This is a genomic window from Bacillus sp. CCNWLW194 (genome assembly GCF_037120585.1).
Lineage (GTDB): Bacteria > Bacillota > Bacilli > Bacillales > Bacillaceae_G > Bacillus_A > Bacillus_A basilensis.
The window spans coordinates 151,846-177,775 of record NZ_JBBBBL010000009.1; the positions used below are offsets into that span (position 1 = coordinate 151,846).

Sequence of the window (25,930 nt, forward strand, 5' to 3'; positions counted from 1 at the left end):
TTATTTTCTCTCCTTTTATTTTGCTTGATCTCTTTTTTCTAATGTCATGCTCCACGCTGTTAAAATAACAGCAGCTACTACCATAATGCCGCCTACCCAAGCAGTATGGATTAACCCTAATGAATTCGTTACAAGGCCACCTATATAAGAACCTAAAGCGATTCCTCCGTTAAATGCGGCAATATTTATTGCTGAAGCAACATCAACCGCACTCGGAACAAAGCGCTCTGCCAATATAACTACATATACTTGCAGCCCCGGAACATTCATAAATGCGAATAGTCCCATGAAAATAATTGTGATTAATCCAGCTACTTTAAATGGCGCTGTAAATGTTAAAACAAATAATATAATCGCTTGAATCAAGAACATGTAAAATAGCGCTCGAATCGGATTATGATTCGATAACTTTCCGCCGACCATATTCCCTATCGCAATGGCAATTCCATACACTAATAAAATGATAGTAACAGTACTTGCTTCAAACCCTGTTACTTCTTGTAATAGCGGTGATAAATACGTAAATGTTACGAATGTACCGCCGTATCCAAGTGCAGTAATAATGAAAACAAGTAATAGTCTTCCATTTTTAATTAGTTTGAATTGATCACGAAACGATACAGGTACACCATTTTTCAAATTAGATGGGACTAGTATGCTGTTTGCGATAAAAGCAATAATTCCAATTACAACAATCGCCATAAATGACGCTCTCCAGCCAAATTGTTGCCCAATAAAGGTACCAATTGGCACACCTGTAATAGTCGCAACTGTTAATCCAGTAAACATAATCGCAATGGCACTAGCACGTTTATTCTCTGGTACGATTGCGGCCGCGATTGTAGATCCTATCGACATAAACACACCATGTGCAAACGCAGCTACAATCCTTGCGATAATTAATACAGTGAAGCTTGTTGCTATTGCCGCAATGCCATTACCAATAATGAAAATAACCATAATCCACATTAATAATGTCTTTCTCGACATACTAGCTGTTAACGCTGTTAAGACAGGAGCTCCTACCGCTGCCCCTAACGCATATAGGGAAACAGTTAAACCAGCTGTTGTAACCGAAACATTTAAATCTTTTGAAATGGATGGTAATAAACCGACACTAATAAATTCGGTCGTACCAATCCCAAACGCACTAATTGCTAGTGCTAATAAAGCAAACATACTTCTTCGGTTCGTCTGAACTTCGGAAGATGGTACTGTATATGAACTCAATTGAATTCCTCCTTATTACAAGAAATCCAATCATAATAGTGCGATAAAAAGGCCCTTTTATCTTCTAAAAAATATATTTAATCTCTACAAATGCTATTATGAATGGTTTCATTCTTTTTTTGAAGAACGCACTTTAAAGTACTATAGGCACCAAAAGGTAACATAGTCACTTTTCAGTACCGTACTACTCATTTGCCTCTTACATGTGCTATTATGAAACATATTTAACATGATAAAAAGTACGTACTTTAAAGTGCTATAGGTACTAAAAAGTAACATTTGTATTATTTAACACTCACACAAGGAGGGTTTCATATGAAGAAATATAATATTCCTGTAGAGGCGACCTTAGAAGTTATCGGCGGCAAATGGAAGGTTGTTATTCTTTGTCACTTAACGAAAGGTACAAAGAGAACGAGTGAACTAAAACGTTCAATGCCTGGTATTACACAAAAAATGTTAACGCAGCAATTACGTGAATTAGAAGACGACGGCGTTATTCAAAGAAAGGTATACAATCAAGTTCCACCAAAAGTAGAATATTCTCTTACTGATTACGGTTGGTCTTTAGAATCCATTCTTGATTCTCTTTGTTCTTGGGGCGAATGCCATCTTGAAAAGGAAGGTAACACATCGATGCTAATTGCGGAAGGTGAATAATAGGAAAAAGGAAAAAACGAACATAAATTTGTTCATTTTTTCCTTTTTTTCTTATTATATATGTACATTTCTAACTGAAACAAAATATTTTATACGCTTTCATACCTTGTCAGTACTACGTTATACATTCAATATCAAATAATTAGGAATCATTTTTATGTTAACATAGGTGTATATAGTATATAATATAGGATATATATTATATACACTTTCCGGTAACGGAGCTTTTCCATTATGCGGACAAGCCATATATCGGACAGTTCATAAATAATAGGTAAGACGTTATGGTTTTAGATTTATGTTTGCAGCTTACTTGCTGTCATAAATTTAAAGGCATTTTATTGTGTTTTGTGAAACTTTGTATAAAGTTTCGTAACCGTTTACTATCTTACTTATAAAAAATAAGAGTATTGCTATCGTAAAGGAGAATTGGAGATGCCAGAAACTATGACTCAAACAAAGCCAGAACAAGAAACTGTACAAATTTCTGCTAGCCAAGGACAACTTGATGTACTTGATCAGTTGTTAAAACCTGAGGTACAAGAATCATTAACAACACTAGTGGAACAGCTTCCAAAATTAACTGAGCTTGTTAACATTTTAACTAAGTCTTATGACTTCGCTCAAACTGTTGCTACTGATGAAGTATTAAAAAGCGACACTGTTGGTGCAATCACAGAGCTTGTAGAACCTGTAAAAGATACAGTGAAAAGCATGGCTGCAACTGCAATCGAAGCGAAAGATCGTGCTGACGAAAGCAACGAAGTTATTGGCCTATTCGGTCTATTAAAATTACTAAAAGATCCACAAGCACAAAAAATGTTCCGCTTTGTGAACGCATATCTTCAAATTAGTGCAGAACGTAACAATAAATAAGTTAACTTATAACAACAATTAGTAAAGACGGGGGATATCATACTATGTCAAAACAAATTGTCATCTTAGGCGCTGGTTATGGCGGTCTTCTTGCCGCTTTAAACGTACGTAAATATTACAGCAAATCAGAAGCACAAGTTACAGTGATTAACCAATACCCAACACACCAAATCATCACTGAACTACACCGCCTTGCAGCTGGTAATGTTGCTGAGCAAGCAATTGCAATGCCACTTACAAAGCTTTTCAAAGGTAAAGACATCGATCTTAAAATTGCAACAGTTGAGTCATTCTCAGTTGATAGCAAAGAAATTAAATTAGCTGGCGGCACTACTTTATCTTACGATGCACTTGTAGTTGCTTTAGGAAGTAAAACTGCTTACTTCGGTATTCCAGGACTAGAAGAAAACAGCATGGTATTAAAATCTGCTGCTGATGCAAACAAAATCTACAAACACGTTGAAGACCGTATTCGTGAATACGCGAAAACGAAAAACGAAGCTGATGCTACAATCGTAATCGGTGGTGGCGGATTAACTGGCGTTGAGCTAGTTGGTGAGCTTGCTGACATTATGCCTAAACTTGCAAAAAGCCACGGCGTAAATCCAAAAGAAGTTAAACTTCTTCTTGTTGAAGCAGGTCCAAAAATCCTTCCAGTATTACCAGACCACTTAATCGAACGTGCAACTACTAGCCTAGAAGCACGCGGCGTTACATTCTTAACTGGTCTTCCTGTAACAAACGTTGCTGGCAATGAGATCGACTTAAAAGACGGTCAAAAACTTGTTGCTAACACATTCGTTTGGACAGGCGGTGTACAAGGTAATCCACTAATCGGTGAATCAGGTCTTGAAGTTAACCGCGGACGTGCAACAGTTGATGCATACCTACAATCTACTTCTCACAAAGACGTATTCGTTGCTGGAGACAGCGCTGTTGTCTTCGCTCCAGACGGACGTCCATACCCACCAACTGCACAAATTGCTTGGCAAATGGGTGAGTTAATTGGATACAACTTATACGCAGCACTAGAAGGCAAAGCATTCGAAGAGTTCGCACCTGTAAACTCTGGAACACTTGCTAGTCTAGGACGTAAAGATGCTGTTGCTACAATCGGAGCAAGCAATACTCCACTTAAAGGCTTACCAGCATCATTAATGAAAGAAGCAAGTAACGTTCGTTACTTATCACACATTAAAGGTCTATTCAGCTTAGCTTACTAATCTGAATATAAGCCCGAATCATGCCCTGCATGGTTCGGGCTATTTTTATCCGTAATTTTCTCTAACTTATTTATTCGGCAGAAGAATAAAATAATCCTTTAAATTATCTAAATTTACTGATTATTTTATGTCTAAATTGTGTATATGAAAGAATGGAAGTATTCTTCCTACTCCCATCCTTTCACACAAATTATTCTCCTAACTTCACAAGGCTATAGTTCTTCTTCCCTTTACGGATAATAATAAATCGTCCATCAAATGAATTCTCTATAGTAACATCCGTGCCTACATCTGTTACTTTTTCACCATTCATAGAAATCGCACCATTATTAATGTCTTCGCGTGCTTGTCTTCTAGATGGTTCAATTCCTAAATCAACTAGCCATTCTACGATGTTTTTCGTCTCTTTTGAAGACTGGAATGTTGGCATTTCTTTAAAGCCTTGTTCAATTTCATCAGCTGTTAACGATTTAATATCTCCGCTAAATAACGCTGCTGTAATTTTCACAGCTTGCAGGAATGCTTCTTCTCCGTGAACGAATTTTGTCATTTCTTCCGCTAATACTTTTTGCGCTTCACGTTTATGAGGCTCTGTTTCTACCTTGACCGCTAATTCATCAATGCGCTCTTTCGTTAAGAATGTAAAGTATTTCAAGTATTTGACTACGTCACGGTCATCTGTATTTACCCAGAATTGGTAAAATTCAAACGGTGTCGTTTTTTCAGGATCAAGCCAAACAGCGCCACCTGCCGATTTACCGAACTTCGTACCATCTGATTTCAATAATAACGGAATCGTTAATCCGAATACTTTCGCTTCGTGCCCTTCTAGCTTACGAATTAAATCTAATCCACTCGTAATATTTCCCCATTGGTCACTACCACCAATTTGCAGTTGCACATCTTCTTTCGTGTATAAGTGATGGAAATCCATCGCTTGCAAGATTTGGTACGTAAATTCCGTGAAAGAAATTCCTGTATCTAAACGGCTTGCTACAATATCCTTTGCTAACATACCATTAATGCTAAAGTTTTTTCCGTAATCACGTAAAAACTCAATAATGTTTATTTCATGTGTCCAGTCGTAGTTATTTACCATCTTCACTTCGCTATTTCCGCCAAAATCAAATAGCTTTTTCATTTGTGCTGTTAACGCATCTACATTATGCTGAACTACTTCTAACGTTTGAAGTTGGCGTTCTGATTGACGTCCACTCGGATCACCAATTGTTCCTGTTGCCCCACCAATTAAAATAACTGGATGATGGCCAGCTAACTGGAATCTCTTCATCATCATAAACGGAATCAAATGTCCGATATGCATACTATCACCAGTCGGATCCACTCCGCAGTATAGTGAAATCTTTTTCTCTTCTACTAACTTACGTAAACCTTCTTCATCAGTCTGTTGATTAACGGCGCCGCGCCATTCTAATTCATCAATGATATTCATCTTTTGTCATCCCCTTTATTTTTTAAAAACAAAAAATCCCTATGTCTATGACATAGGGACGATTATTCACCGTGTTACCACCCAGTTTGTATAAATAGCATAGCTACTCATACCACTCTTAGCAATAATATCGATTGCCAATCCGCTTAGCATTACCTAAGATACTCCAGAGTGTAATTCGCAAGTTTGTTTGTGCTAGGTTCCAGCAACCCCTAGCTCTCTCGTTAACAGTGACAAACTGCTACTGGGCTCTTTCAACGTATGTTATTTGTTAAATTATTAGCCATTATATTGAATTAAAAACAAATTGTCAATAATCGCCAAATATTATTTTAAAATAATTCCCATCTTCATACGTATTCCTTTATTACTTATCTTCTCCAATAATCCTTACTTCTCGCTCTAACTTCACACCGAATTTCTCTTCAACTGTTTTTTGCACGAAATGAATTAAATCGATGTAATCTTGTGCTGTTCCGTTATCAACATTCACCATAAATCCAGCATGCTTTAGAGAAACTTCCACTCCACCAATTCGCTTACCTTGTAGTCCTGATTCTTGAATCAATTTACCAGCAAAATTATTTGGTGGGCGTTTAAATACGCTACCGCATGAAGGATATTCTAGAGGTTGTTTTGACTCACGTTTAAACGTTAAATCATCCATTTTTTCTTTAATTTCTTCACGTACACCTTCTTCAAGTTCAAATCTCGCTTCAAGAATAATGTAGTGATTGTTAGCAAATACACTCTTACGATATCCAAATTCAAATGCTTCTTTCGTTAAAGTACGTAGCTCTCCATCACCTGTCATTACGACAGCTTCTGTTAATACAAACGAAATTTCACCGCCGTAAGCACCAGCATTCATATATAATGCTCCGCCCACTGAACCTGGAATACCACAAGCGAACTCAAGGCCCGTTAAGTTATGATCTAACGCAATACGTGATACATCAATAATTGCTGCACCGCACTGTGCTACAATCGTTGTTCCATTTACAGTAACACCTGTAATATGAATTAAACTTACCGTAATCCCTCGAATACCACCGTCTTTAATAATGACATTCGAACCATTTCCTAAAAACGTAACTGGAATATTATATTGGTTCGCATATTTAATAACTTCTTGAATTTCATCATAATTCGTAGGCGCAACGAACACATCTGCTTTTCCGCCAACTTTAATATGCGTATGATTCTTTAACATTTCATCTCGTTTCACATGACCTTCAGGCAATACCGTACTTAAATATTCATAAACCTCTTGCATATTCATTTTACGATTCCTCTATTTCTATATTCTTTTTATCCCGTTATACGGGCCCATAATATCCCCACGTACATGAAAGAACCTAAAGTGGTGGATACAGTGTACCCAAAATCAATTCGAGACACCTATAAACCTCTTAATTATAAGAGGTGCCACTCATATTAAAATATATATTGCATAATAAAGCAACCCAAATGGGCTACTAAACTTGACATGTAACCAGAAAGACAACAATTTGTAAAATATATCACTTTTACAAAACAATATCCTTCAGTATCTTACTATACCATACGAAAAGAAAGTGGTATTTTTTTGTAATCTTTACTTTATTTTCATCAACGAAAAAGGATGCTTTTACCTATGTAAAAGCATCCTTTTCATTACTTATTTTAAATTACTTTTCGTTCTCTTCTTTTTCTTTATCAAACCATAACAGCTCATCGTCATCAACTTCACCATTATAATTGATTAGAATCTCTTCTCCCGCTTTTATATCCTTATAAGCAAAGAAGTTAAACGTATGATTCTCAAAGACAATATCATACGTTGCATTCGGATTATATGCATGATTAAATAACATGCCGTATCCTAAAAGGAATGCCGTATGATTTACCCCATACTCAAATGCGTAGTCAGCAAGTAACGTTTTCTCAATGTGTTCATGCTGTTCATTCGGATAAGAGATAACTGGTGCTGAGTGAATCAACTCGCCCTTTTTAATATCACGAGTTGCAAATACACCTCTATTAAATTCTCCATCACTAAGTTCAGAAGTCTTAACTTCGATCATATGCGTCACCTATAAAATTCTTTCTTTGAAGTATTTTATCTCGCTACCTGCGAGGTTCAACTAATAATTAGTAGCTATTAGTTGAATTTTATCTCCTTAAGCTTGGCAGAAAACGCGCAGAAAAGCAATTAAATTCCTATTAAGTCTTCGTTTAAATGAAAAAAGAGCACAAATGGTGTGCTCTCTTCAAGCGATATTACTTTTCTAAAATATCTTCTAACAATTTCACTTGCTCGCTAACAGTATGTAATGTCTTCACTGATGTATCATTTCGATGTTTTTCTTCTTCCACACTTGCTAACACTTCTTCTGTAGCCGCAGAAGTTTGCTGAATTACATTAGAAGCATGTGTAACATCCTTTACGATATTCGTCGTTTTAGCTTGGAAATTTTCTTGATGACCAACAATCTCTCTCATTACATCATTAATTGTATCAATAAACTTCCCTAAATCCGTTACATTTGTTAAAACGCTTGCTAGCATTTCGTTACATTCTTCTTGTACTCTTTCTGATTTCTCTACCTGCACTTCTACCTTGCTTGCTTGATTACTAAACTCCTTCAAAATCCCTTGAATTCTTCCAGCAGAACGATTCGATTCTTCAGCAAGCTTTAATACTTCATTCGCTACAATAGCAAACCCTTTTCCATGTTCTCCTGCTCTTGCCGCTTCAATATTTGCATTTAAAGCTAGCAAACTCGTCTGACTTGAAATATTCGTTATTACATCTACAATTTCATTAATTTGCTTCGATTGCATCATTAAATCTCTAAATATAATTCCTGATTGTGAAACAACATCATTTAAACTTCTCATGTTAGCTTCAAAACTTCTTAAAGTATTCACACTACCCTTTGAAATCTCTAAACTTTCATCAACACGAATTGATGCATTTCTTACTTGAGAGATGATTTGTTCAATATTTCCTTCCATATCGTTCAATACTTCTACTGAACGTGACATCATCTCTGATTGTGATTGCGTGCCAACTGCCACCTCTTCAAAAGCAAAATTAATGTCACTCATCGACTCCATTGATGTATTCATATTTTGTCTTAAATGATTGAAATTACTATCTAGTTTCACAACTGTTTCTTCAATAAGCCTTTGCGTCTCTTCTAGCTCCTGAGCTTTTCTCATTACTTCTTGCTTCTCATCGCTTAAACGAGACAACAGATTAGAACCAATTTTCGTGACGCCCCACATAGCGATTGTAACAATCGCTAACAAACTCGCAAAATTAGCAGCTTCAGATGCCGCTGTATAAGCAAAAAATTGATCCGGCCAATAACTACAAAGGATAAATGTACTAACAACAGCTACCCCACCAAGAATTAAAATAAGGCGCTCACTTAAATAAATAAGTGAAACCGCTAGTGTAAAGTAGACCATTTGAAATACAGCTGGGCTTTCATTAAATGCTTGTACCATAATGAAAGACATCATAAGCAACATAAATGTCATGATGTATTTATACATTGATTCCATACTTTTTATAAAAGTAAAAATCGTTCCAAATACAACGACAGAAATGCCACAAGCCCAAAACGCTAGTGCTCTCTCTGTAAAAATATATCCGTAATACCCAATCGCGATGATTCCAAGGAAGAAACTATAAATCGTAATAAACAGCAATAAATGATTTTTCTGTGATTTTTTCTCAAGGTTAGAAAAACAAGTTTTCTTTAACCATTCCATATATAAAGTCCCACCTTCTGCACTTAATTACTTCAACTTAAATACCGCACTCACTGGGTTATGATCACTATTTTCAAACTTTAAATCTTTCCCTTGTACATTTACAATCTCCACATTCGGCGAAACGATAAAGCCATCAATAATCGTAACGAAGTTTTCACCCTCCACATATTTCTTCACATCATCTCTCACCGTCATAACAGACGGATCTACAGCCCACTTAAAGCCACCATCAGTAAAGTCCTTCGGTAACTCTACTAACCACTCAGGACGCTCTTTCACAAACTTCGGATCACTTAATTGAACGTCAGAAAGCAATTGATTCCAATCTCCGCCCATTATTACGTAATCACCATTTTTATAATGCTTGTTCATATATTCTTTTAAATACTCTACTTGCTGTTTTCTAATTTTCCCGCCTTCATCATAGGCAGACAAATGTAAATTTACGAGTCTCACAAACTTCCCATTATTAACAGGAATTTTATGTTCAACAATCGCTCGATCTAAATCAAACAAACGCTTCGGCCAAGGCTCCATTCCAGGAAGCTGGAACCTATTCGCTGTTTGAACTGTATATTTAGAAAATGTACTTAATCCAGCATCTGCATATCCCATTGGACTTGTAATTGGAACAGGAACCCATTTTGTATCATAGTTCTTCCCGAATGACGAAGCATAATCAGGTAATCCCTTTTTTAAAAATTCATGCCCATTTACATCAAATGATCGAAGTGATTTTATATCAACTTCTTGTAATAACGCAAAATCACTATTCTCATTTTGTAAAAACGAAAGCATATTTTTTAAGTTCGTTTCCGTTTGATCTTTACTACTTGAACCAGATCTCTTTCCCCCATCCATAAAGAAGTCTTGGTCCTTATCTAATCCAGCATAACCAATATTAAATGTTGTAACTTTAAAGTCATTTCCTGTCGCTAATACGCGCTCTTTATTATTTTCCACCTTCAAACTTATAACATCAGCAGGCTGTTCTTTAGTAAGCGTCATATACGCTAAAAAACCACCTACAACTCCCATCCCTACTAAAATACATATAAGTACTATTTTTAATAATTTCTTCAAATAAACGCCCCTTTTCTAAAACACACAACTTAATTATCTTTATTTTCAGTTAACTGAAACTGAATGACAGACATACGAAATATTTTACCACATCGAAAACCTTATATCACTATATTTAGTTTATAAGTAATGATTCTTGCTCTTAAATCATCAAAAAATACAAAATGCCCCTACTTCTTCACTGGAAATCAAACGCGATGTTTAGTACACTATATGTAATAATCATAGGCGATGGAGTTCGCCATAACTGCTGCTTAGCTAATGACTCCTACCAGTATAACTACTGGTAGGAGTCTATTTTTTTGAGCAAGCTATTTAAAGAGGTGAGAAAATTGATTTATATTATCGTTGGCATTGCCGGTATATTAGGAGCCCTTTCTCGTTATTATTTAGGTCTTACTATTCATGAGTTTTGGCATCATTCATTTCCATTAGCCACATTACTGATTAACTTAATCGGCTGCTTCTTATTAGCATGGTTAACTACATATATTGCTCGGCTAAACATTTTACCTTCGGAGGTTATCACAGGCGTTGGAACTGGATTTATCGGTTCTTTTACGACGTTTTCAACATTTAGTGTAGAGACTATTCAATTGATCAATCATTCTGAGTGGAGCATAGCCTTCTTATATGTATCATGTAGCATACTTGGTGGCCTCATTATGTCTGGCATCGGCTATACATTTGGTGATTTCTTAATTAAGAAATCACTGACGGAAGGTGATCACATATGATGGAAGCTTTATTAGTCGCAACAGGGGGATTTTTCGGTGCGATTACACGATTCGCAATTAGCAATTGGTTTAAAAAAAGAAATAAAACTTCATTTCCAATTGCTACATTTCTCATTAATATAACAGGAGCGTTTTTACTCGGATATATAATTGGCAGTGAAGTCACTACAGGTTGGCAATTATTATTAGGTACTGGATTTATGGGGGCATTCACGACATTTTCGACGTTTAAACTAGAATCTGTTCAACTTCTCAATCGTAAAAACATTAACACTTTCCTTTTATACTTAAGTACTACTTACATAATTGGTCTCCTCTTTGCATTCCTTGGAATGAAGCTAGGGGGAATATAAAAAAAGAAAGCGACTCTTATCAGTCGCTTTCTTTCATAAGAAGTAAGTCCCGCCATATGGAATGGAAAAAAAACTAGCTGGATACACATTATAATGGACAATTTGCATTGGAAACTGTGAATACGGCATGTACTGACCTTGCATCATTTTTGCAAATTGTGCTTGTTGTTGCATTTTAATAACTTGATTCACAGCATGAATGGTTCCCTGTGCCCCAGCCAGCGTAATAGCTGCTCCTATTTGTCTTCCATTGTAAAAATAACGATTCATCATTATCCAACTCACTTATTATTTGTCTTCCATATGATATGTTTCTATTTCATAGTGAGTGTTTTGTCCCGCTTTATGAACCCCTTATCTATTACTTTTTTTCAGCTTTGAAGTAATAAATCCAAATAATAATACACCAATACCACTAAGGAACAATACATAACTTATCGGTACTAGGAAAAAGAAAGATTCTTCAAGGAATCCATTCGCTCCTACTTTACTGTTTGAAGCATGTATAGTTAAAGAAATAATCGCTAAAATCATGAAAGAAATAGCTACTACGTATTTATTTTTCATCATGTACTCTCCTTTAATTTCCACTAATCTTATTACCAACATAATAAGCCTATAAATATTATAAGTCAATAATATTTTATTGTTTATCGATAAAATATTATTGTTCAACTCATAAAAAAGGGCTAGAGACAAAACATTGTCTTTAGCCCTTTTTACGCATTTATTTCACTCTAAAATATTCCTTTTGGAACATACACATTCTTATCGCATTATGGTAGTTGCCATCAACGAAGAACTCGTCTAAAAGCTCACCTTCTACCATAAATCCAACCTTCTTATAAACATGTACTGCTTTTTCATTTTCCTTATCCACAACTAAATATATCTTATGCATATTTAATACGGAAAAAGCGTAATTCATCGCTAAACGCGTCGCATCCGCTGCATAACCATACCCTTGATAATTAGGATCAATAATAATTTGAAATTCTGTTCTTCTGTGAATATAATCGATTTCTACTAACTCAACTAATCCAACCATCTCATTATCTTTTTCAACGATAAATCGGCGTTCACTTTGATCATGTATATGTTTATCGTATAGGTCCTGTAGCTCCACAAATGCCTCATATGGCTCTTCAAACCAATACGACATAATATGTGCATTATTATTAAGTTCATGTACAAACTTTAAATCTTCTCGCTCTAATGGACGTAACTTCAATTCTTGACTCATTTCTATAACCTCCAAGTAAAAGAAACCTCTTCACTTAATTTCTCAATTTTTTTCAATTTCAAACGCCCTATTTACATTGTAAACTTTCAAGCAACTTGAAGGTCAAGACATAAAAAAGCAGTGCAAGCTTATGCCTGCACTACTACTCTTTTCTCAAATCTCTCATATTTGATATGTATAAAGCAATAACTAAAACAAGAATTGCTCCTGCGTATAATAACGTCTCCATCGGTTCCTCATGAGATACAATAATTAATCGAATTAAAGCCGTAATTCCGATATAAATAAAATAACGTAATGGGAAATGATAGTTCGATTTAAAATACTTAATAATTAATGCAATGAACTCGAAATATAAGAAATAAACGATAATACTTTCAACTAATTTATATGACGTATACTTCTTCGCTGAAAATATGTATTGAATAAAAGTAATCGTCTCATTAATTAAAAAGATAGATAAAACAATGGATAATATAATTAGAGCTATATTTAATATCCACTGTAAAACACTCGCGATAAAATGATCAATATTGAATGATTTCATTTTCTCTTTAAACTCCCCTTCGTATAAGTACGTATTTATTATAGCAAAATTATGATTGGAAAGAAGTTAAATCATAGGTTCGTCCTTTGTTGTTGCCGGTGTATGGGATTTTCATTGTTTGGAGGAGTCGTTTAACCGCAGAACTAGATTGCATATTAAAGAATCCTCTCAATTTGCTATTAGTAGTTATCATTCCAAACAGAAGTGTGTAATCTTGCAAAGCACGTAAATGAGCTTGTTTAGACGTACTATTACAGTTTTGGCAACGCCATCCCTGCTTTTCTTTTAACATCGCCATGGTAAAACATTCCTCACACTGTACGCCCTTTAGCAACTCCTCTTCTTTAACTTTATATTGTACAAGAATATTTTGTCTCTGCGGGATGTGCCCATTCATAATTTGATTTATAAGTCCATTTATATTACTAATTGCTTCTTCTTTATATTGATTTTCAATCTGTTTGATTCTATTAGGTAAATTTGCACCGTGTATAATTTTATTAGGAAGTATTTCATCTGAAGTTTTAATAATTGTACGAGGAGAACTAATTACAACGAGAGATTCAATCGGAATATTATATAAATCATGCAAACTCAACCATTTTCTCAGCTGCATCTCTTGCCGTTTCAGTTGTAAAAGCGGATCTGGGAACCCTTCTTCCGAAGTACCATCTGCTATTCGAATGAGTTGATTAAACTTCGCATCAAAAATTAATGTGCCAATGATATTTTTTATTTCAAGAAAAAGAAGAAAACACGAGGAAACTACAAGGGTATCGATTTGGAAATAATGTTTCTGATCAAACAACCTGATATCATGTAAAATACTATATCTTGTTTCGGACAGAAAACTAAGTGGATATTCAATCGCCTGCTCTCCTTTATAGCCAGCCATAAATTTCGCTAGATTTTCAGCCACCATATTCCTTTTTGGATGATGGGCAGGCAATCTTCTAAGTAAAGCTTCTAATTGAAGTAAATGTACGGGTATTTTTCGTTCTTTCACAATCATCTTTATCCACCTCCAAAATATATCAGCGATTTTTCAAATATATCAGCGCTACTCAAATTATATCGGCGATTTTCTAAATATATCGGCGCAAATCCAAATATATCAGCGATTTTCTAAATATATCGACTTACCGACAAAAACCGACACAACAAACACTCATAGAACCCTATATACAGTATAGCATCACATCAAAAAGCGTACTGTAATCATAATATTAATCCGCCCATTTGATTCCGGCAGTTTCAAAATGAGAGATCAGCATTCATCGTATGTAAAAGACCATTTTCTAAGTATGAACAAATTTTAGGAATTAGTTTATCTTTTTTTAATGTTTTATTTAGAGGCAGTTTATACTCGAGGATTAACATAATAAACGTAGTAACTATTACTACAATCAACAACCGTACTACTTACATTTATAAAATGAGGAGACGATAAAAAATGAACAAAAAAACGAAAGCACTATCATCTATATTGCTCGGATTCACACTAGCACTAACCGGATGTGTTGGTACTAAAGCTGAAGAAAATCATAGTAAACCGAAACAAGAACAAGCTGCTAAAGAAACAAAAAAGGAAAATAAGTTAACGAAAGGCCAAAAAATGGCTAACATTCTTAGCGATACAAATTGGCAAGGTACCCAAGTATATGACAAAGATAAAAATGATTTAACAAAAGAAAATGCAAACTTCATTGGTCTTGCGAAATATGATGCAAAGTCAGGAAGATATGAATTCTTTGATGCTAAAACAGGTGCAAGTCGTGGCGATAAAGGAACTTTCTTTATCACAAATAATGGGAAGAAGAGAATATTAATTTCAGAATCAATGAAATATCAAGCTGTTGTTGACATGACAAAATTAAATAAAAATGTATTTACTTATAAAAGAATGGGGAAAGACGCTAACGGTAACGATGTAGAAGTCTTCGTTGAACATGTTCCATATAAAGAAAAAGAGCTTTCTTTCACTGATCCGGACAAGCAACTGAACACGACTACAGGCGATATCGTTAAGAACGTTGATGGAGATAAAATTTTAGGTGGAACCCTTTGGTACGGAACAAAAGCATTAGATGAAGCTGGTAATGACGTAACACAGTTTAATTCGAACTTTATTAGTTTAGCAAAATTCGATGACAAATCTAATAAATATGAGTTCTTCAATAGCGAAACAGGTCAAAGCCGCGGTGACTATGGTTACTTCGATGTTTTACATGAAAATAAAATAAGAGCTCATGTTTCAATTGGAAATAATAAATATGGTGCGGCTCTTGAACTTACTGAACTGAACAATAAGAAATTTACGTATAAAAGAACTGGTAAAGACCAAGCGGGTAAGGACATCACTATATTCGTTGAACATGAACCTTATAAAGGTGATATGAAGCCACAATTTAGTTTTTAATTAGTTTGATTAAAACTCCTGTACTGAGTTACAGGAGTTTTTTTATGAGTCTACTTTTTATATTTAAAAAATAAAAGAAGCATAAGCTGACCAGCACAGTCAGCTTATGCTTCTTTTACATGGAACAATCACTACAGTTCATCCATTACTTTCGTTGGCTTTTGAAGCTCAGATGAAAAAATTGTTAATTCTTCAGCTGATTGCAAGGTAAAAAAAAATGCTGCCTATAAAATACAGACAGCAACTTCAACTAAAGTAGCTAACATAATTTACGCAAGCTACAGTATACATTTTTTAACTAATAAACAGCAATTGGCCCATAAGGCCCCTTGATAATCTCTATTTTTGTTTCAAAAATATCTGTCAAAAGTGTTGGGTCCATAACCTCTTCTACTGTTCCAAAAGCAGCAATTTGTCCATCTTTCATAGCACAAATTTTGTCAGAGTATTTAGCTGCAAAATTTATGTCATGCATAACAGTCAAAATTGTTCTTCCAAATTCATTAGCCGCACGTCTCAAATGCTCCATCATTTGAACAGATCGAGCAACATCAAGGTTGTTCAGAGGCTCATCCAAAAGTACATATTCAGTCTCTTGGCACAATACCATCGCTACATATGCCCTTTGTCTTTGACCACCAGAAAGCTCATCTAAATACCTATTCTCTAAACTAGTTAAATCTAGGAAGTCGATATATTTAGAAATAATAACTTCATCCTCTTTCGTTAATCTTCCCTTTGAATAAGGAAAGCGTCCAAATCCAACTAATTGTCTAACAGTAAGCCTAGTTACAAAATGATTTTCTTGTCGCAATATAGTCAAAACTTTTGCTAAGTCTTTTGATTTAGATTCAGAAACATCCATATTCGCTACCTGAATTTGACCTTCATCCATATCTAAAAGTCTTCCAATCATCAAAAGTGTCGTGGACTTTCCAGCGCCATTTGGTCCAATTAAAGAAGTAAAGCCTGCTTTTGGTATTTCAATATCCAAAGGTCCTATTTTTACCTTATCAGTATAGAACTTTTTAACGTTATCAATTTTTATCATAAAGCCCTCTTCCTTAAAACTATAGTTAAGAATATGATTCCACCAAATAATTCAATAATAACTGAAACTACCCCTTGAGCATGGAATACATGATACATTAAAAAGTATGCACTCGTCATTATTAAAAATCCTATAGCAAAAGCCATTGGGAAAATATATCTATGATCATACGTTGACGCCGCCTGATAACTCAAAGTTGCTACTAAAAAGCCGTAGAAAGTAAGTGGCCCAATTAGAGCTGTTGAGATAGACATCAAAATAGCTACTAATACAAGCGTATAAATTACACTAGGTTGATATTTAACCCCAAAAGAAGTAGCAACATCCTTTCCTAATGACAAAACATTCAACTTCTTAGAATGAACAAAAATTAATACTGCTACAATTATGATCATAGGAATTACAATCGGAAAATATGCAGGGTCTGCATGATTAACAGAACCAAATAATCTCGCTTGTAAAATATCAAATTCTGAAGGCGCAAGTAGTTTTCTCATAAAAGTTGACACAGAATTTAGTCCGGTACCAATGATAATTCCAACTAAAAGCATAAGTTGTAAATTCCCGTATTTACCGGAAAGTAACCATCCATAAAGTATCAAACTCATGAAAACCATCACAACAACTTGAAATAAAAATGATCCAATTCCATTAAAGTTTATTAATGCACTAGCACCAAAGAAGAATATTGTACTCGTTTGAATTGCTGAATAAAGTGATTCGAAACCTAAAAGTGAAGGAGTAATAATCTTATTATTCGTAATAGATTGGAAAGCAACTGTCGATAAGCTATGGCAAACTGCAGCACTAATCATTGCAACAATAGCTACTATCCTTCTCTTAACAACTGGGATAAAAGAAGGTGAATCTATCGGAACTGGGTTGTTATAAACTAAAAGTCCATATGAAGAAAGGAGACCTAAAGCAATCAATGTTATGAGTAAAATCCAATAACGTCTCGCTTCCTTCTTAGAACGAAAAGCACTAGCTGATCTACTTTCATTATGAAGGCTAGAATCGATTTCGACATTTTCTTTATTTTTATATTCTAATGTGATCATCGCAGCCTCCTTGGTTTTCTTTGTCTCAATAGAATAGTAATAAACACAACCGCTCCCACTGTTGCAAGTATTAAAGAAACAGGGACTTCAAAAGGCTTTATAATTGTTCGAGAAATGATGTCACAGGCAGTTATTGTCCCCATTCCAATCACACAAACCCAAGGTAAATTACTTCTAAGATCATCACCTCTAAACATAGAAACAATATTTGGCACAATTAATCCCAAGAAAGGTAAGTGTCCAATAACAGCTGCAACAATTCCAACTGCAACAGAGATAAGAGCAGTCCCAAAAAGAACAATTCTATTGTAATTAACGCCAAGGCTTGTTGCGACATCTTCTCCTAGTCCAGCTAAAGTCAATCTATTAGCATACATAAAAATAAGCAAAGTAATGATAACAATCAGCCATAAATATTCATATCTTCCCACCTGAATGTTAGCAAATGAACCTACAAACCAAGTTTCAATACTTTGCGTCATTTGAAAAAGGAGTCCCAAAAAAGTAGACACTGCAGAAATAACTGCTCCAAGCATCAATCCAATAATCGGGACAATTAAAGACGAACGAAGCTTAACTCTTCTTAAAAATAGAAAGAAAATCATAGTTCCTATAAAAGAAAAAATGATTGCACCAGTCATTCTTTGAACTAAAGTCGGGGCAGGAAATAATAAATACACAAAAAGCAGGCCTAAGCCTGACCATTCAATAGTACCCGTTGTAGTAGGTTCAACAAAGCGATTCTGTGTAATGAGTTGCATTACGAGTCCTGCCATCGCCATTGCAGCTCCAGTAAGCATTAATGCAACTGTTCTCGGAACACGAGTGATGAAAAACATCTCCATTCCGTCCTCTTGTCCACGTATATCATAAACTCCAGTAAACAGTGATATAATCCCTAAAATTATAACAACTATAACCGCTATTATAAAAGGTTTTGTCCATATTTTATTGTGATTATAAAACTGGGGTTGAGAAATATTCTCAACCCTAGAAATCATATTTTTTGACACTGTTTCGTACCCCTTTACACTACTTAGCTAAAGTTTTAGCAAGATTTCCAAATAACTCTACGTAAGTCTGAATTGATTCATTTGTGTAAGTATCTTCTGGTGCATAAACAACTTGTTTTTTAGAAACAGCAGTTGTGTTTTGAAGAGCTGGTGATTTAGAAATAACATCCTTAGCAGGTGTTGAAGTAGCTGCATCAGATGTTGCAGCATCACGATCTAATACGAAAAGCCAATCAGGATTTGTTTGTGCAATAGCTTCAACAGAAACGTCATCACCTTTATGACCTGCAGTAGAATTAGACACTTCTAATGCTGGAGTCCAACCGAAAATTTCATACATTGGTCCCCAAACACGACCAGAATGTGGAGCAGCAAAACCAATATTCCCACCAGTAACAATAACACTCATAACTTTATCTTTTCCGTTATAAGCAGATTTTGCTTTTTCAATAGATTTATCAAAATCAGCTACTAATTGTTTAGCTTCTTTATCTTTATCAAAGATTTTTCCTAGAGTAGTTGTAGAATTTTTAAGTCCATCTACTAAATTTTTTCCAGGCGTAGTAGATTTCTCAGAAACATCAAAATTAAGATCAATAACAGCTGCATTTGGCACTAATTTTTTGATTTCTTCGTAATGATCAGCAAATCTTTGACCAACGATTACAAGTTCAGGGTTTGCAGCTGCAATAATTTCAAGATTTGGCTCACGGTGATTCCCAATATTTTGAACTTTTTCATCCTTTTTATATGCTGAATCAGCAGGCATGATATCCTTTGGAGCAGCCGCTAATTTAATTCCCCAATCAGCTAAAGTTTCAAAAGTTCTATTATCTAAAGCAACTACATTCTTTGGATTTACAGGGACTTTAACAGTTCCATGAGCATCAGTGATTTCAACCGTTTTTGACTTATCACTACTATCACCTTTATTAGCTTTCGAAGTTTCCTTACTTGAATCTGAGCAAGCTACTAACATTAAAGTGAAAATTGCTAGAATACTTACTAATTTTAAAAGCATAGTTTTTTTCATACGTATACTCCTTATTATGTAATTTAGTTCGAAAATGATAAAGTTCATAGATTAAATTAGATAGTAACTTTTATACATCTAAATTGCTATTGATAATCATTTTCATTTGAACATCCTGTAAATAAGTATAGTCATTAATTCTGTGAAAATCTTGTGAATGGTATGAGTTAATAAAATTAAAGATAAATTTGATACGGTCTCAACTAATGCGCATCAGATCCATCCCCCCACTCATACTAACCGATAGGCTCACACCTTATAAACCATGATTTCTACTGCAAGAAAATGACCATTTCCTGATAGCAATCTTCTTTTTATAGTTTCTGTCTTTTCATATTTCACAGAAACTACTTTATTATCTTATTTTTATCATTCAACCATTGAATATCCCCTGCCATGTATCGTTTGAATATATCTATCTTTCTTCTCGCACTTTAACTTTTTTCTTATATACCCAATATATAAGTCTACTACATTTGGATTTACTACTACGTTATGTCCCCAAACCTGATTCAAAAGCATTTCACGGCTCAATATTGTATTTTTATTCTTGATTAAGAATACAAGTAAATCATACTCCCGCTTCGTAAGCGAGAGATTTTTACCACCTTTTTTCACAATATTGCTAGATGCATCAACAAAAAGATCTTTAAACTGAAAAAAGTTTATCTCATTTTGCTGGTTACAGTCACTTCTTCTTAAAATAGCTTGAATCCTTGCTACTAATTCTTCTTTCGCAAATGGTTTTCTTATATAATCATCTGCTCCTGCTTGTAACCCTGCTACGCAATCCTTGCTAGAAATATTGTCGGTTACAATAATGATCGGTGTCATTTTAACAAGTCGTATTTGTCTGCAAAATTCTGGTCCGGATATGCTTAATGAATCCCAATCTAATATGATAATATCCCAATCTTGTTCATATATTATATTTAAACCTTCGTTTTCATTGTGAAGTTTTAAAATGAAATAGCCTTCTTGCGTTAAACCGCTTACGATTTTCTTTGCTAAAGACCGTTCATTCTTAATTACTAACACCTGCCTCACCGATGGTTCACCTCTACTTCAATATCACTTAGTTAGATAAAAAATTATCCCCAGAAAATAATTTAAGATTTATAAATATTAAATTCCTAAAAAATTCATTAAAACAGCTTATTAGGAGAACTCTATATAATCTTACAATATGTATAGATAAAAATACAAAACATATAAAGATTCGAATAAAGTGAAATTTCAATAACTATTCGCCAATCAGGCGCTTACGGGCATCTATAGTATCTACCTGCTTATCATCAATAACCATTCCTTCATTTTCTGTTTCAGGGATACCGCCCCATCAACTTATACATTTTATAAAACTACAAAACAAAATACGGTATTTTTTCTATTGCTTTAAACCTAGAAGACAAATCGCTTCAATATTTTCTGAATATTATGGGAGGATGTAAATACTGTGAACACGGTATATTTAGTGTTTAATTGACCTTATAATAAAAAACAGCGCGCTAAATTAATTTGAAAGGTGCAAAAAAATGATTACAAATCAACAATTAGTCATAAACAATTTGGAAGAAAAATTAAAAGTATTTACTCATGCAGTTAGTGGAGAACTTACAAAAGAAGAAGATTTCATCATAGCAAATACAGACATTCCTACTGATACATTCAATGTAATATTGCCGAAATCTCCAAATATCAAAAATACAGGTAAGATTAGACATGGAATCGATAATTTTTCATATAAAAAATATCCCTTTAGTATTTGGATTGATGCTCAGTATTTAACCGAGGATTGGACAAAACTTATGCAAGAATATGACCTAGAAGAAGCGGAACGTAATGTGATGATGAAGCTTGAAAATACTCTTAATGTTGGTCAAAGAATTTCCGATCAACTTATGATTACTAATGTAAAAAATAATGAAGAACTTTTAAAATATATAGACGTATTCATGAGCTTATTTGAGGGTACACCAGAAAAAAACGCATTAGAAAGTTATTTTAATAAGTTTTCTCAAGTAAAATTAGGTTCAAAAGTTCAAATGTTTATTGGATGCATAGATGAAATGCCTGTAACTACTGGTTTATTAATAGAAAGCAAAGATAGTTATGGTATTTATGATGTGATGACAAAAGAAACATTTAGAGGTAAAGGAATTGGCAGTGAAATGTTTCAATTTCTTCTAAATCAAACAACGGATAAACAAAAACCAGTTGTATTACAAGCTTCAGATGATGGAAAAAATATCTATAAGCGATTTGGATTTATGGATGTCGGGGAAATGGTTGTATTTGAATAAGGGGTTTTCTTATTCAGCTATAGGGCAGGATTCTTGAGCAACATAGATAGAAAATGATCCAAATTTTTTTAAAAGAATGAACTAATTGAAAATATTAAGGACGTGTTTTGACCAATTTTTTTCAAAACACGCTTTTTTCTTTTTTATTTATCAAGGTTATTTGCTTAATTTGAACAAACTTTATTCTAAAACAACCTTAATTAAAATTACTTCCAAGGAGCATATCTTTGCATAACAAAAAAGGAAGCATAAACCTGCATTTTATGCAAAGTTACGCTTCCTGTTATAACAAAATAAAAAAACCACCAAATATGTATTGGTGGAGACGGTGGGAGTCGAACCCACGTCCAAAAATATCGGCACTTAAGCTTCTACGAGTGTAGTCGATATATTAGCATTTCGCAAACTCTTCGGCCTATCGACAGGCTTCCAAGTTGCTAGTCTGGTTGTTCTCTTCCTTTGTCCTCAGACGGCGAACTCCGGCGTAGTCCACTTAGTTTGAGTCCCTTACCCTACCACATGGACGATGGAGGGAGGAACCTTTAGTGCAATTAAGCAGCTAAAGAAAGATTGTTTTGTTTGCCAATTATAGGCTTTGACGTTTTAACGAGGCCGATCCCCTCGACTCGCAACCTAAGCTCGAACTATCCCTGTCGAATCCGTAACGTCCCCATGATAAAAATGGAGCATACGAAGAAAATTTCGTGATAGCTACTAAGAGCTGTTTTTCAATGTGCAACAATCTTACATAAGTTATTATAACATACGCGCGCCGTTTTACAAATGTAAATATCTGTATTACATCTTTTGACGATCACGGAACGCGCGTGCAATTTCACGTTTAGCTTCTTTCTCTTTTAAATCGTGACGCTTATCATATTGTTTCTTACCTTTTGCTAAACCAAGTGCCATTTTCGCGAATCCATTTTTTAAATAGATTCTAACTGGAACTAATGCATATCCTGTTTCTTTTGAAGCACCCATTAACTTCTCGATTTCTTTTTTATGAAGAAGTAACTTTCTCGTGCGAAGCGGGTCATGGTTGAAACGATTCCCTTGCTCGTACGTACTAATATGCATATTATGAACCCATACTTCACCATTATGTACACGTGCAAACGCATCTTTCAAGTTCACGCGTCCAGCGCGAATCGACTTAATTTCCGTTCCTTGAAGGACAAGCCCTGCTTCGTATGTTTCTTCGATGAAATAATCATGAAATGCTTTTTTATTTTGTGCAATAACCTTACCTGAACCTTTTGGCATATAACGTCCCTCCTCTATTTTTACTATTGTAACAAATGTTAATAAAAAGCGAAAGTGGCTCGCTCTCAAGCCACCAAGAAAAAAGAAAAAGCCCCGCTTTTCATCAAAGCGAAGCCATCTTTTTCTTACTTACGCTTTTTCTTTTTCTTCTTGAATCCTGGTACGTTTTCGAAGAATGCTTTTTTCTTCTTGCCGTTACCATCTTTTTTCCCTGACTGGCTAGCAGACGTAGATGTGGATGTGGATGCGGATGCGGATCCTCTTCCTTTTCCTGCGCCTTTACCTTTGCCACCACGGTCAAATTTTCTTCCTGTGCCACGTTCTCCGCCGCGCTCATTACTACGCTCGCTACGTCCACCGCGTTTCTTTCTGCCTGTTCTTGGCTGTTCGATAACGACTGGGCGGTCTTTGAATTTACGACGAGGCGTACCTTTCATGCCAACGATTTCAAAGTCGATTGCACGCTCATCTTTGTTTACGTTAATAACGCGAATTGTAATTTCGTCACCAATGCGGAATACGTTACCTGTACGTTCTCCGATCATTGCGAAATGTTGCTCATCATAACGGTAGTAATCATCCGTTAAGTAGCTAACATGTACAAGACCTTCGATTGTATTTGGAAGCTCTACGAATAAACCGAAGTTTGTTACAGAGCTAATCATACCGTCATACTCTTCGCCGATCTTATCAACCATATACTCTGCTTTTTTCATTTCGTCTGTTTCACGTTCTGCTTCAACAGCACGACGCTCCATATTAGAAGAGTGCTCTGCAATCTCAGGTAAGTTTTCACGCCATTTTGCTTGTGTTTCGTTGTCGACTTTACCGTTAATGATGTATTCACGAATTAATCGATGAACAATCGTATCTGGGTAACGACGAATTGGCGACGTGAAATGCGTGTAGAATTCAGTTGATAAACCGAAATGTCCTAAGCTATCCGAATCGTAACGAGCTTGCTTCATTGAACGAAGCATAACTGTTGAGATTACCACTTCTTCCGGTTGCCCTTGAACCATTTCAAGAATTTGTTGTAGTGCGCGAGGATGCACTTCATTCGCACGACCTTTTACTGCATATCCGAAATTCGTTACAAACTCGAAGAAACGCTCTAGCTTATCTTCTTTCGGATCTTCATGGACACGGTACATGAATGGTACGTTCATCCAGTGGAAGTGCTCTGCTACTGTTTCGTTCGCAACAAGCATAAATTCTTCAATTAACTTCTCTGATACAGAACGATCACGCATGACAACATCTGTCGGTTTTCCTTCTTCATCTACTAATACTTTCGCTTCTTTAAAGTCAAAGTCGATTGCACCGCGGCGCATACGTTTTTCACGTAAAATTTGTGCCAATTGACCCATCTCTTTAAACATCGGTACAAGCGGTTCATAGCGCTTGATTAATTCTTCATCCTCGTCTTCTAAAATGCTTCTTACGTCAGCATACGTCATACGCTCTGTCGTTTTAATTACACTTTGGAAAATCTCGTGTTTGACAACGTCACCTAAATTGTTAATTTCCATTTCACAAGATAGTGTCAGACGGTCTACTTTTGGATTTAATGAACAAATACCGTTCGATAGTCGATGCGGAATCATCGGAATTACACGGTCAACAAGATATACACTCGTCGCTCTTTCCGCTGCTTCTACATCAATTGGAGAACCTTCTTGAACGTAATGGCTTACATCCGCAATATGAACGCCAAGCTTGTAGTTACCGTTCTCCAGTTTTGTTACTGTAACAGCGTCATCTAAATCTTTCGCATCTGCACCATCAATTGTTACGATCATTTGGTCACGCAGGTCACGACGATCTTTTAAATCTTCTTCTGAAATCGTTTCTGGTACACTGTTTGCATGTTCCATTACTTCTTCAGGAAATGCTAAAGGTAAGTGATGTTTATGGATGACAGATAAAATATCTACTCCTGGATCATTTTTATGACCTAGAATTTGAATAACTTCACCCTCTGCACTTAAACGATTCTCTGGATAGCTCGTAATTTTCACAACTACTTTATGACCTTCTACAGCACCCATCGATGCACTTTTCAAGATAAAGATATCACTCGTCCAGCGCTTATTGTCAGGTATAACAAACCCAAAGTTTTTCGATTCTGTATATGTACCAACTAATTCTTTCGTGCCACGCTCTAAAATGCGTACAATTGAACCTTCTTGACGCGAACCACTCGATTGGGAACTAAGTCGGGCTAATACTGTATCGCCATGAAGTGCACCGTTTAACTCTGTAGGCGGGATGAAAAGATCATCGTCTCCTGTTTTCTTCTCGTCTGGTACAACGAATGCAAAGCCACGTGCATGTCCAATTAACTTACCGCGTACTAAATTCATCTTTTCAGGAAGACCGTAACGGTTGCTACGGGTACGAATAACAAGTCCCTTCTCTTCCATCATTACAAGTGCCTTTACAAAATCTTTAAAGCCCTCAGAACTTTCAATTCCAAATGCCTCTTCTAACTCTTGTATTGTTAATGGTTTATACGCTTCTTCTCTCATAAATAATAACAACTTATCAATATGTTCTTGTATGATTTCTTCCAAGCAAAAATACCTCCTTTAAAACCTTATATTATTTA

At 35.3% G+C, this 25,930-nt stretch carries 25 protein-coding genes, 1 other RNA gene, 1 riboswitch and 1 other annotated feature; of the genes, 7 read left to right on the top strand and 19 right to left on the bottom strand.

What is annotated here, in order from left to right; translation table 11 throughout:
• Nucleotides 1-15 precede the first annotated feature (15 nt).
• Entirely contained in the window at nt 16-1,179 is a 1,164-nt protein-coding gene (locus V7S50_RS20820) for an MFS transporter (RefSeq protein ID WP_166688331.1), read from the bottom strand.
• A 366-nt stretch (nt 1,180-1,545) separates the two neighbouring features.
• On the opposite strand from V7S50_RS20820, the gene V7S50_RS20825 reads away from it, so the two are divergent.
• From V7S50_RS20825 to V7S50_RS20835, 3 genes are all read left to right on the top strand, one after another.
• The gene (locus V7S50_RS20825) at nt 1,546-1,890 is read left to right on the top strand and encodes a winged helix-turn-helix transcriptional regulator (RefSeq protein ID WP_000760481.1); all 345 of its coding nucleotides are present in this window, start codon (nt 1,546-1,548) and stop codon (nt 1,888-1,890) included.
• Between the two features lie 435 nt (nt 1,891-2,325).
• Nucleotides 2,326-2,766, top strand: a complete 441-nt coding sequence (locus V7S50_RS20830; RefSeq protein ID WP_001115309.1) for a DUF1641 domain-containing protein — start codon at nt 2,326-2,328, stop codon at nt 2,764-2,766.
• A 44-nt stretch (nt 2,767-2,810) separates the two neighbouring features.
• Complete coding sequence (locus V7S50_RS20835) at nt 2,811-3,989, top strand: NAD(P)/FAD-dependent oxidoreductase (protein ID WP_000043194.1); 1,179 nt, start codon at nt 2,811-2,813, stop codon at nt 3,987-3,989.
• Nucleotides 3,990-4,179: 190 nt separating this feature from the next.
• On the opposite strand, the gene tyrS is transcribed toward V7S50_RS20835, so the two are convergent.
• The 5 genes from tyrS to V7S50_RS20860 all read right to left on the bottom strand — a co-directional run bounded on the left by tyrS (nt 4,180) and on the right by V7S50_RS20860 (nt 10,293).
• The gene (gene tyrS / locus V7S50_RS20840; protein WP_242254805.1) at nt 4,180-5,442 is read right to left on the bottom strand and encodes a tyrosine--tRNA ligase; all 1,263 of its coding nucleotides are present in this window, start codon (nt 5,440-5,442) and stop codon (nt 4,180-4,182) included.
• A gap of 51 nt (nt 5,443-5,493) precedes the next feature.
• Nucleotides 5,494-5,709 (bottom strand) — a binding site (T-box leader).
• A 100-nt stretch (nt 5,710-5,809) separates the two neighbouring features.
• A complete protein-coding gene (gene murB / locus V7S50_RS20845) occupies nt 5,810-6,724 on the bottom strand; it encodes a UDP-N-acetylmuramate dehydrogenase (RefSeq protein ID WP_242254808.1) in 915 nt (304 codons plus the stop codon).
• Nucleotides 6,725-7,112: 388 nt separating this feature from the next.
• Nucleotides 7,113-7,508, bottom strand: a complete 396-nt coding sequence (locus V7S50_RS20850; protein ID WP_000573650.1) for an SET domain-containing protein — start codon at nt 7,506-7,508, stop codon at nt 7,113-7,115.
• A gap of 196 nt (nt 7,509-7,704) precedes the next feature.
• Nucleotides 7,705-9,207, bottom strand: a complete 1,503-nt coding sequence (locus V7S50_RS20855) for a DUF4077 domain-containing protein (protein ID WP_242254810.1) — start codon at nt 9,205-9,207, stop codon at nt 7,705-7,707.
• Nucleotides 9,208-9,234: 27 nt separating this feature from the next.
• On the bottom strand, nt 9,235-10,293 hold the full coding sequence (locus V7S50_RS20860; protein WP_242254812.1) for an endonuclease/exonuclease/phosphatase family protein: 1,059 nt from the start codon (nt 10,291-10,293) through the stop codon (nt 9,235-9,237).
• Between the two features lie 218 nt (nt 10,294-10,511).
• A riboswitch (Fluoride riboswitch) is annotated at nt 10,512-10,571 on the top strand.
• Nucleotides 10,572-10,625: 54 nt separating this feature from the next.
• On the opposite strand from V7S50_RS20860, the gene crcB (V7S50_RS20865) reads away from it, so the two are divergent.
• Nucleotides 10,626-11,030 carry a fluoride efflux transporter CrcB gene (crcB, locus tag V7S50_RS20865; RefSeq protein WP_242255020.1) on the top strand — a complete coding sequence of 135 codons (405 nt, stop codon included), beginning with the start codon at nt 10,626-10,628 and terminating at the stop codon, nt 11,028-11,030.
• Entirely contained in the window at nt 11,027-11,383 is a 357-nt protein-coding gene (gene crcB, locus V7S50_RS20870; protein ID WP_242254815.1) for a fluoride efflux transporter CrcB, read from the top strand. The genes crcB (V7S50_RS20865) and crcB (V7S50_RS20870) overlap by 4 nt, the downstream gene beginning before the upstream one ends.
• 33 nt (nt 11,384-11,416) lie before the next feature.
• Here the strand turns inward: crcB (V7S50_RS20870) and V7S50_RS20875 are convergent, their stop codons facing one another.
• The 5 genes from V7S50_RS20875 to V7S50_RS20895 all read right to left on the bottom strand — a co-directional run bounded on the left by V7S50_RS20875 (nt 11,417) and on the right by V7S50_RS20895 (nt 14,185).
• Nucleotides 11,417-11,656, bottom strand: a complete 240-nt coding sequence (locus V7S50_RS20875; protein WP_242255023.1) for a DUF3947 family protein — start codon at nt 11,654-11,656, stop codon at nt 11,417-11,419.
• An 81-nt stretch (nt 11,657-11,737) separates the two neighbouring features.
• On the bottom strand, nt 11,738-11,974 hold the full coding sequence (locus V7S50_RS20880) for a DUF3955 domain-containing protein (RefSeq protein WP_396024862.1): 237 nt from the start codon (nt 11,972-11,974) through the stop codon (nt 11,738-11,740).
• A gap of 136 nt (nt 11,975-12,110) precedes the next feature.
• Nucleotides 12,111-12,626, bottom strand: coding sequence for a spermidine N1-acetyltransferase (gene speG, locus V7S50_RS20885; protein WP_063221756.1), 516 nt, complete (start codon nt 12,624-12,626; stop codon nt 12,111-12,113).
• 142 nt (nt 12,627-12,768) lie between these two features.
• On the bottom strand, nt 12,769-13,173 hold the full coding sequence (gene psiE, locus V7S50_RS20890) for a phosphate-starvation-inducible protein PsiE (RefSeq protein WP_000834704.1): 405 nt from the start codon (nt 13,171-13,173) through the stop codon (nt 12,769-12,771).
• Between the two features lie 49 nt (nt 13,174-13,222).
• A complete protein-coding gene (locus V7S50_RS20895) occupies nt 13,223-14,185 on the bottom strand; it encodes a nuclease-related domain-containing protein (RefSeq protein ID WP_242254825.1) in 963 nt (320 codons plus the stop codon).
• A 441-nt stretch (nt 14,186-14,626) separates the two neighbouring features.
• Between V7S50_RS20895 and V7S50_RS20900 the strand changes: the two genes are divergently transcribed.
• Nucleotides 14,627-15,592 carry a DUF4822 domain-containing protein gene (locus tag V7S50_RS20900; protein WP_242254827.1) on the top strand — a complete coding sequence of 322 codons (966 nt, stop codon included), beginning with the start codon at nt 14,627-14,629 and terminating at the stop codon, nt 15,590-15,592.
• Between the two features lie 298 nt (nt 15,593-15,890).
• Here the strand turns inward: V7S50_RS20900 and V7S50_RS20905 are convergent, their stop codons facing one another.
• The 5 genes from V7S50_RS20905 to V7S50_RS20925 all read right to left on the bottom strand — a co-directional run bounded on the left by V7S50_RS20905 (nt 15,891) and on the right by V7S50_RS20925 (nt 20,797).
• Complete coding sequence (locus V7S50_RS20905) at nt 15,891-16,643, bottom strand: iron ABC transporter ATP-binding protein (RefSeq protein WP_242254829.1); 753 nt, start codon at nt 16,641-16,643, stop codon at nt 15,891-15,893.
• Nucleotides 16,640-17,704: an iron chelate uptake ABC transporter family permease subunit gene (locus V7S50_RS20910; protein ID WP_242254831.1), complete on the bottom strand. Its 1,065-nt coding sequence runs from the start codon at nt 17,702-17,704 to the stop codon at nt 16,640-16,642. The genes V7S50_RS20905 and V7S50_RS20910 overlap by 4 nt, the downstream gene beginning before the upstream one ends.
• Nucleotides 17,701-18,717, bottom strand: a complete 1,017-nt coding sequence (locus V7S50_RS20915) for an ABC transporter permease (RefSeq protein ID WP_061679285.1) — start codon at nt 18,715-18,717, stop codon at nt 17,701-17,703. Before V7S50_RS20915 ends, V7S50_RS20910 begins: the two co-directional genes overlap by 4 nt.
• A gap of 19 nt (nt 18,718-18,736) precedes the next feature.
• A complete protein-coding gene (locus V7S50_RS20920) occupies nt 18,737-19,750 on the bottom strand; it encodes a siderophore ABC transporter substrate-binding protein (protein ID WP_242254834.1) in 1,014 nt (337 codons plus the stop codon).
• Nucleotides 19,751-20,119: 369 nt separating this feature from the next.
• Nucleotides 20,120-20,797 carry a response regulator transcription factor gene (locus V7S50_RS20925; protein WP_242254836.1) on the bottom strand — a complete coding sequence of 226 codons (678 nt, stop codon included), beginning with the start codon at nt 20,795-20,797 and terminating at the stop codon, nt 20,120-20,122.
• A gap of 488 nt (nt 20,798-21,285) precedes the next feature.
• Between V7S50_RS20925 and V7S50_RS20930 the strand changes: the two genes are divergently transcribed.
• Nucleotides 21,286-22,053, top strand: coding sequence for a GNAT family N-acetyltransferase (locus V7S50_RS20930; RefSeq protein WP_242254839.1), 768 nt, complete (start codon nt 21,286-21,288; stop codon nt 22,051-22,053).
• Nucleotides 22,054-22,370: 317 nt separating this feature from the next.
• Here the strand turns inward: V7S50_RS20930 and ssrA are convergent.
• From ssrA to rnr, 3 genes are all read right to left on the bottom strand, one after another.
• Nucleotides 22,371-22,725, bottom strand: a transfer-messenger RNA (tmRNA) gene (gene ssrA / locus V7S50_RS20935).
• A 126-nt stretch (nt 22,726-22,851) separates the two neighbouring features.
• Nucleotides 22,852-23,319: an SsrA-binding protein gene (gene smpB, locus V7S50_RS20940; protein ID WP_001123906.1), complete on the bottom strand. Its 468-nt coding sequence runs from the start codon at nt 23,317-23,319 to the stop codon at nt 22,852-22,854.
• Between the two features lie 125 nt (nt 23,320-23,444).
• Entirely contained in the window at nt 23,445-25,895 is a 2,451-nt protein-coding gene (gene rnr / locus V7S50_RS20945) for a ribonuclease R (RefSeq protein ID WP_242254857.1), read from the bottom strand.
• Between the last annotated feature and the right edge of the window lie 35 nt (nt 25,896-25,930).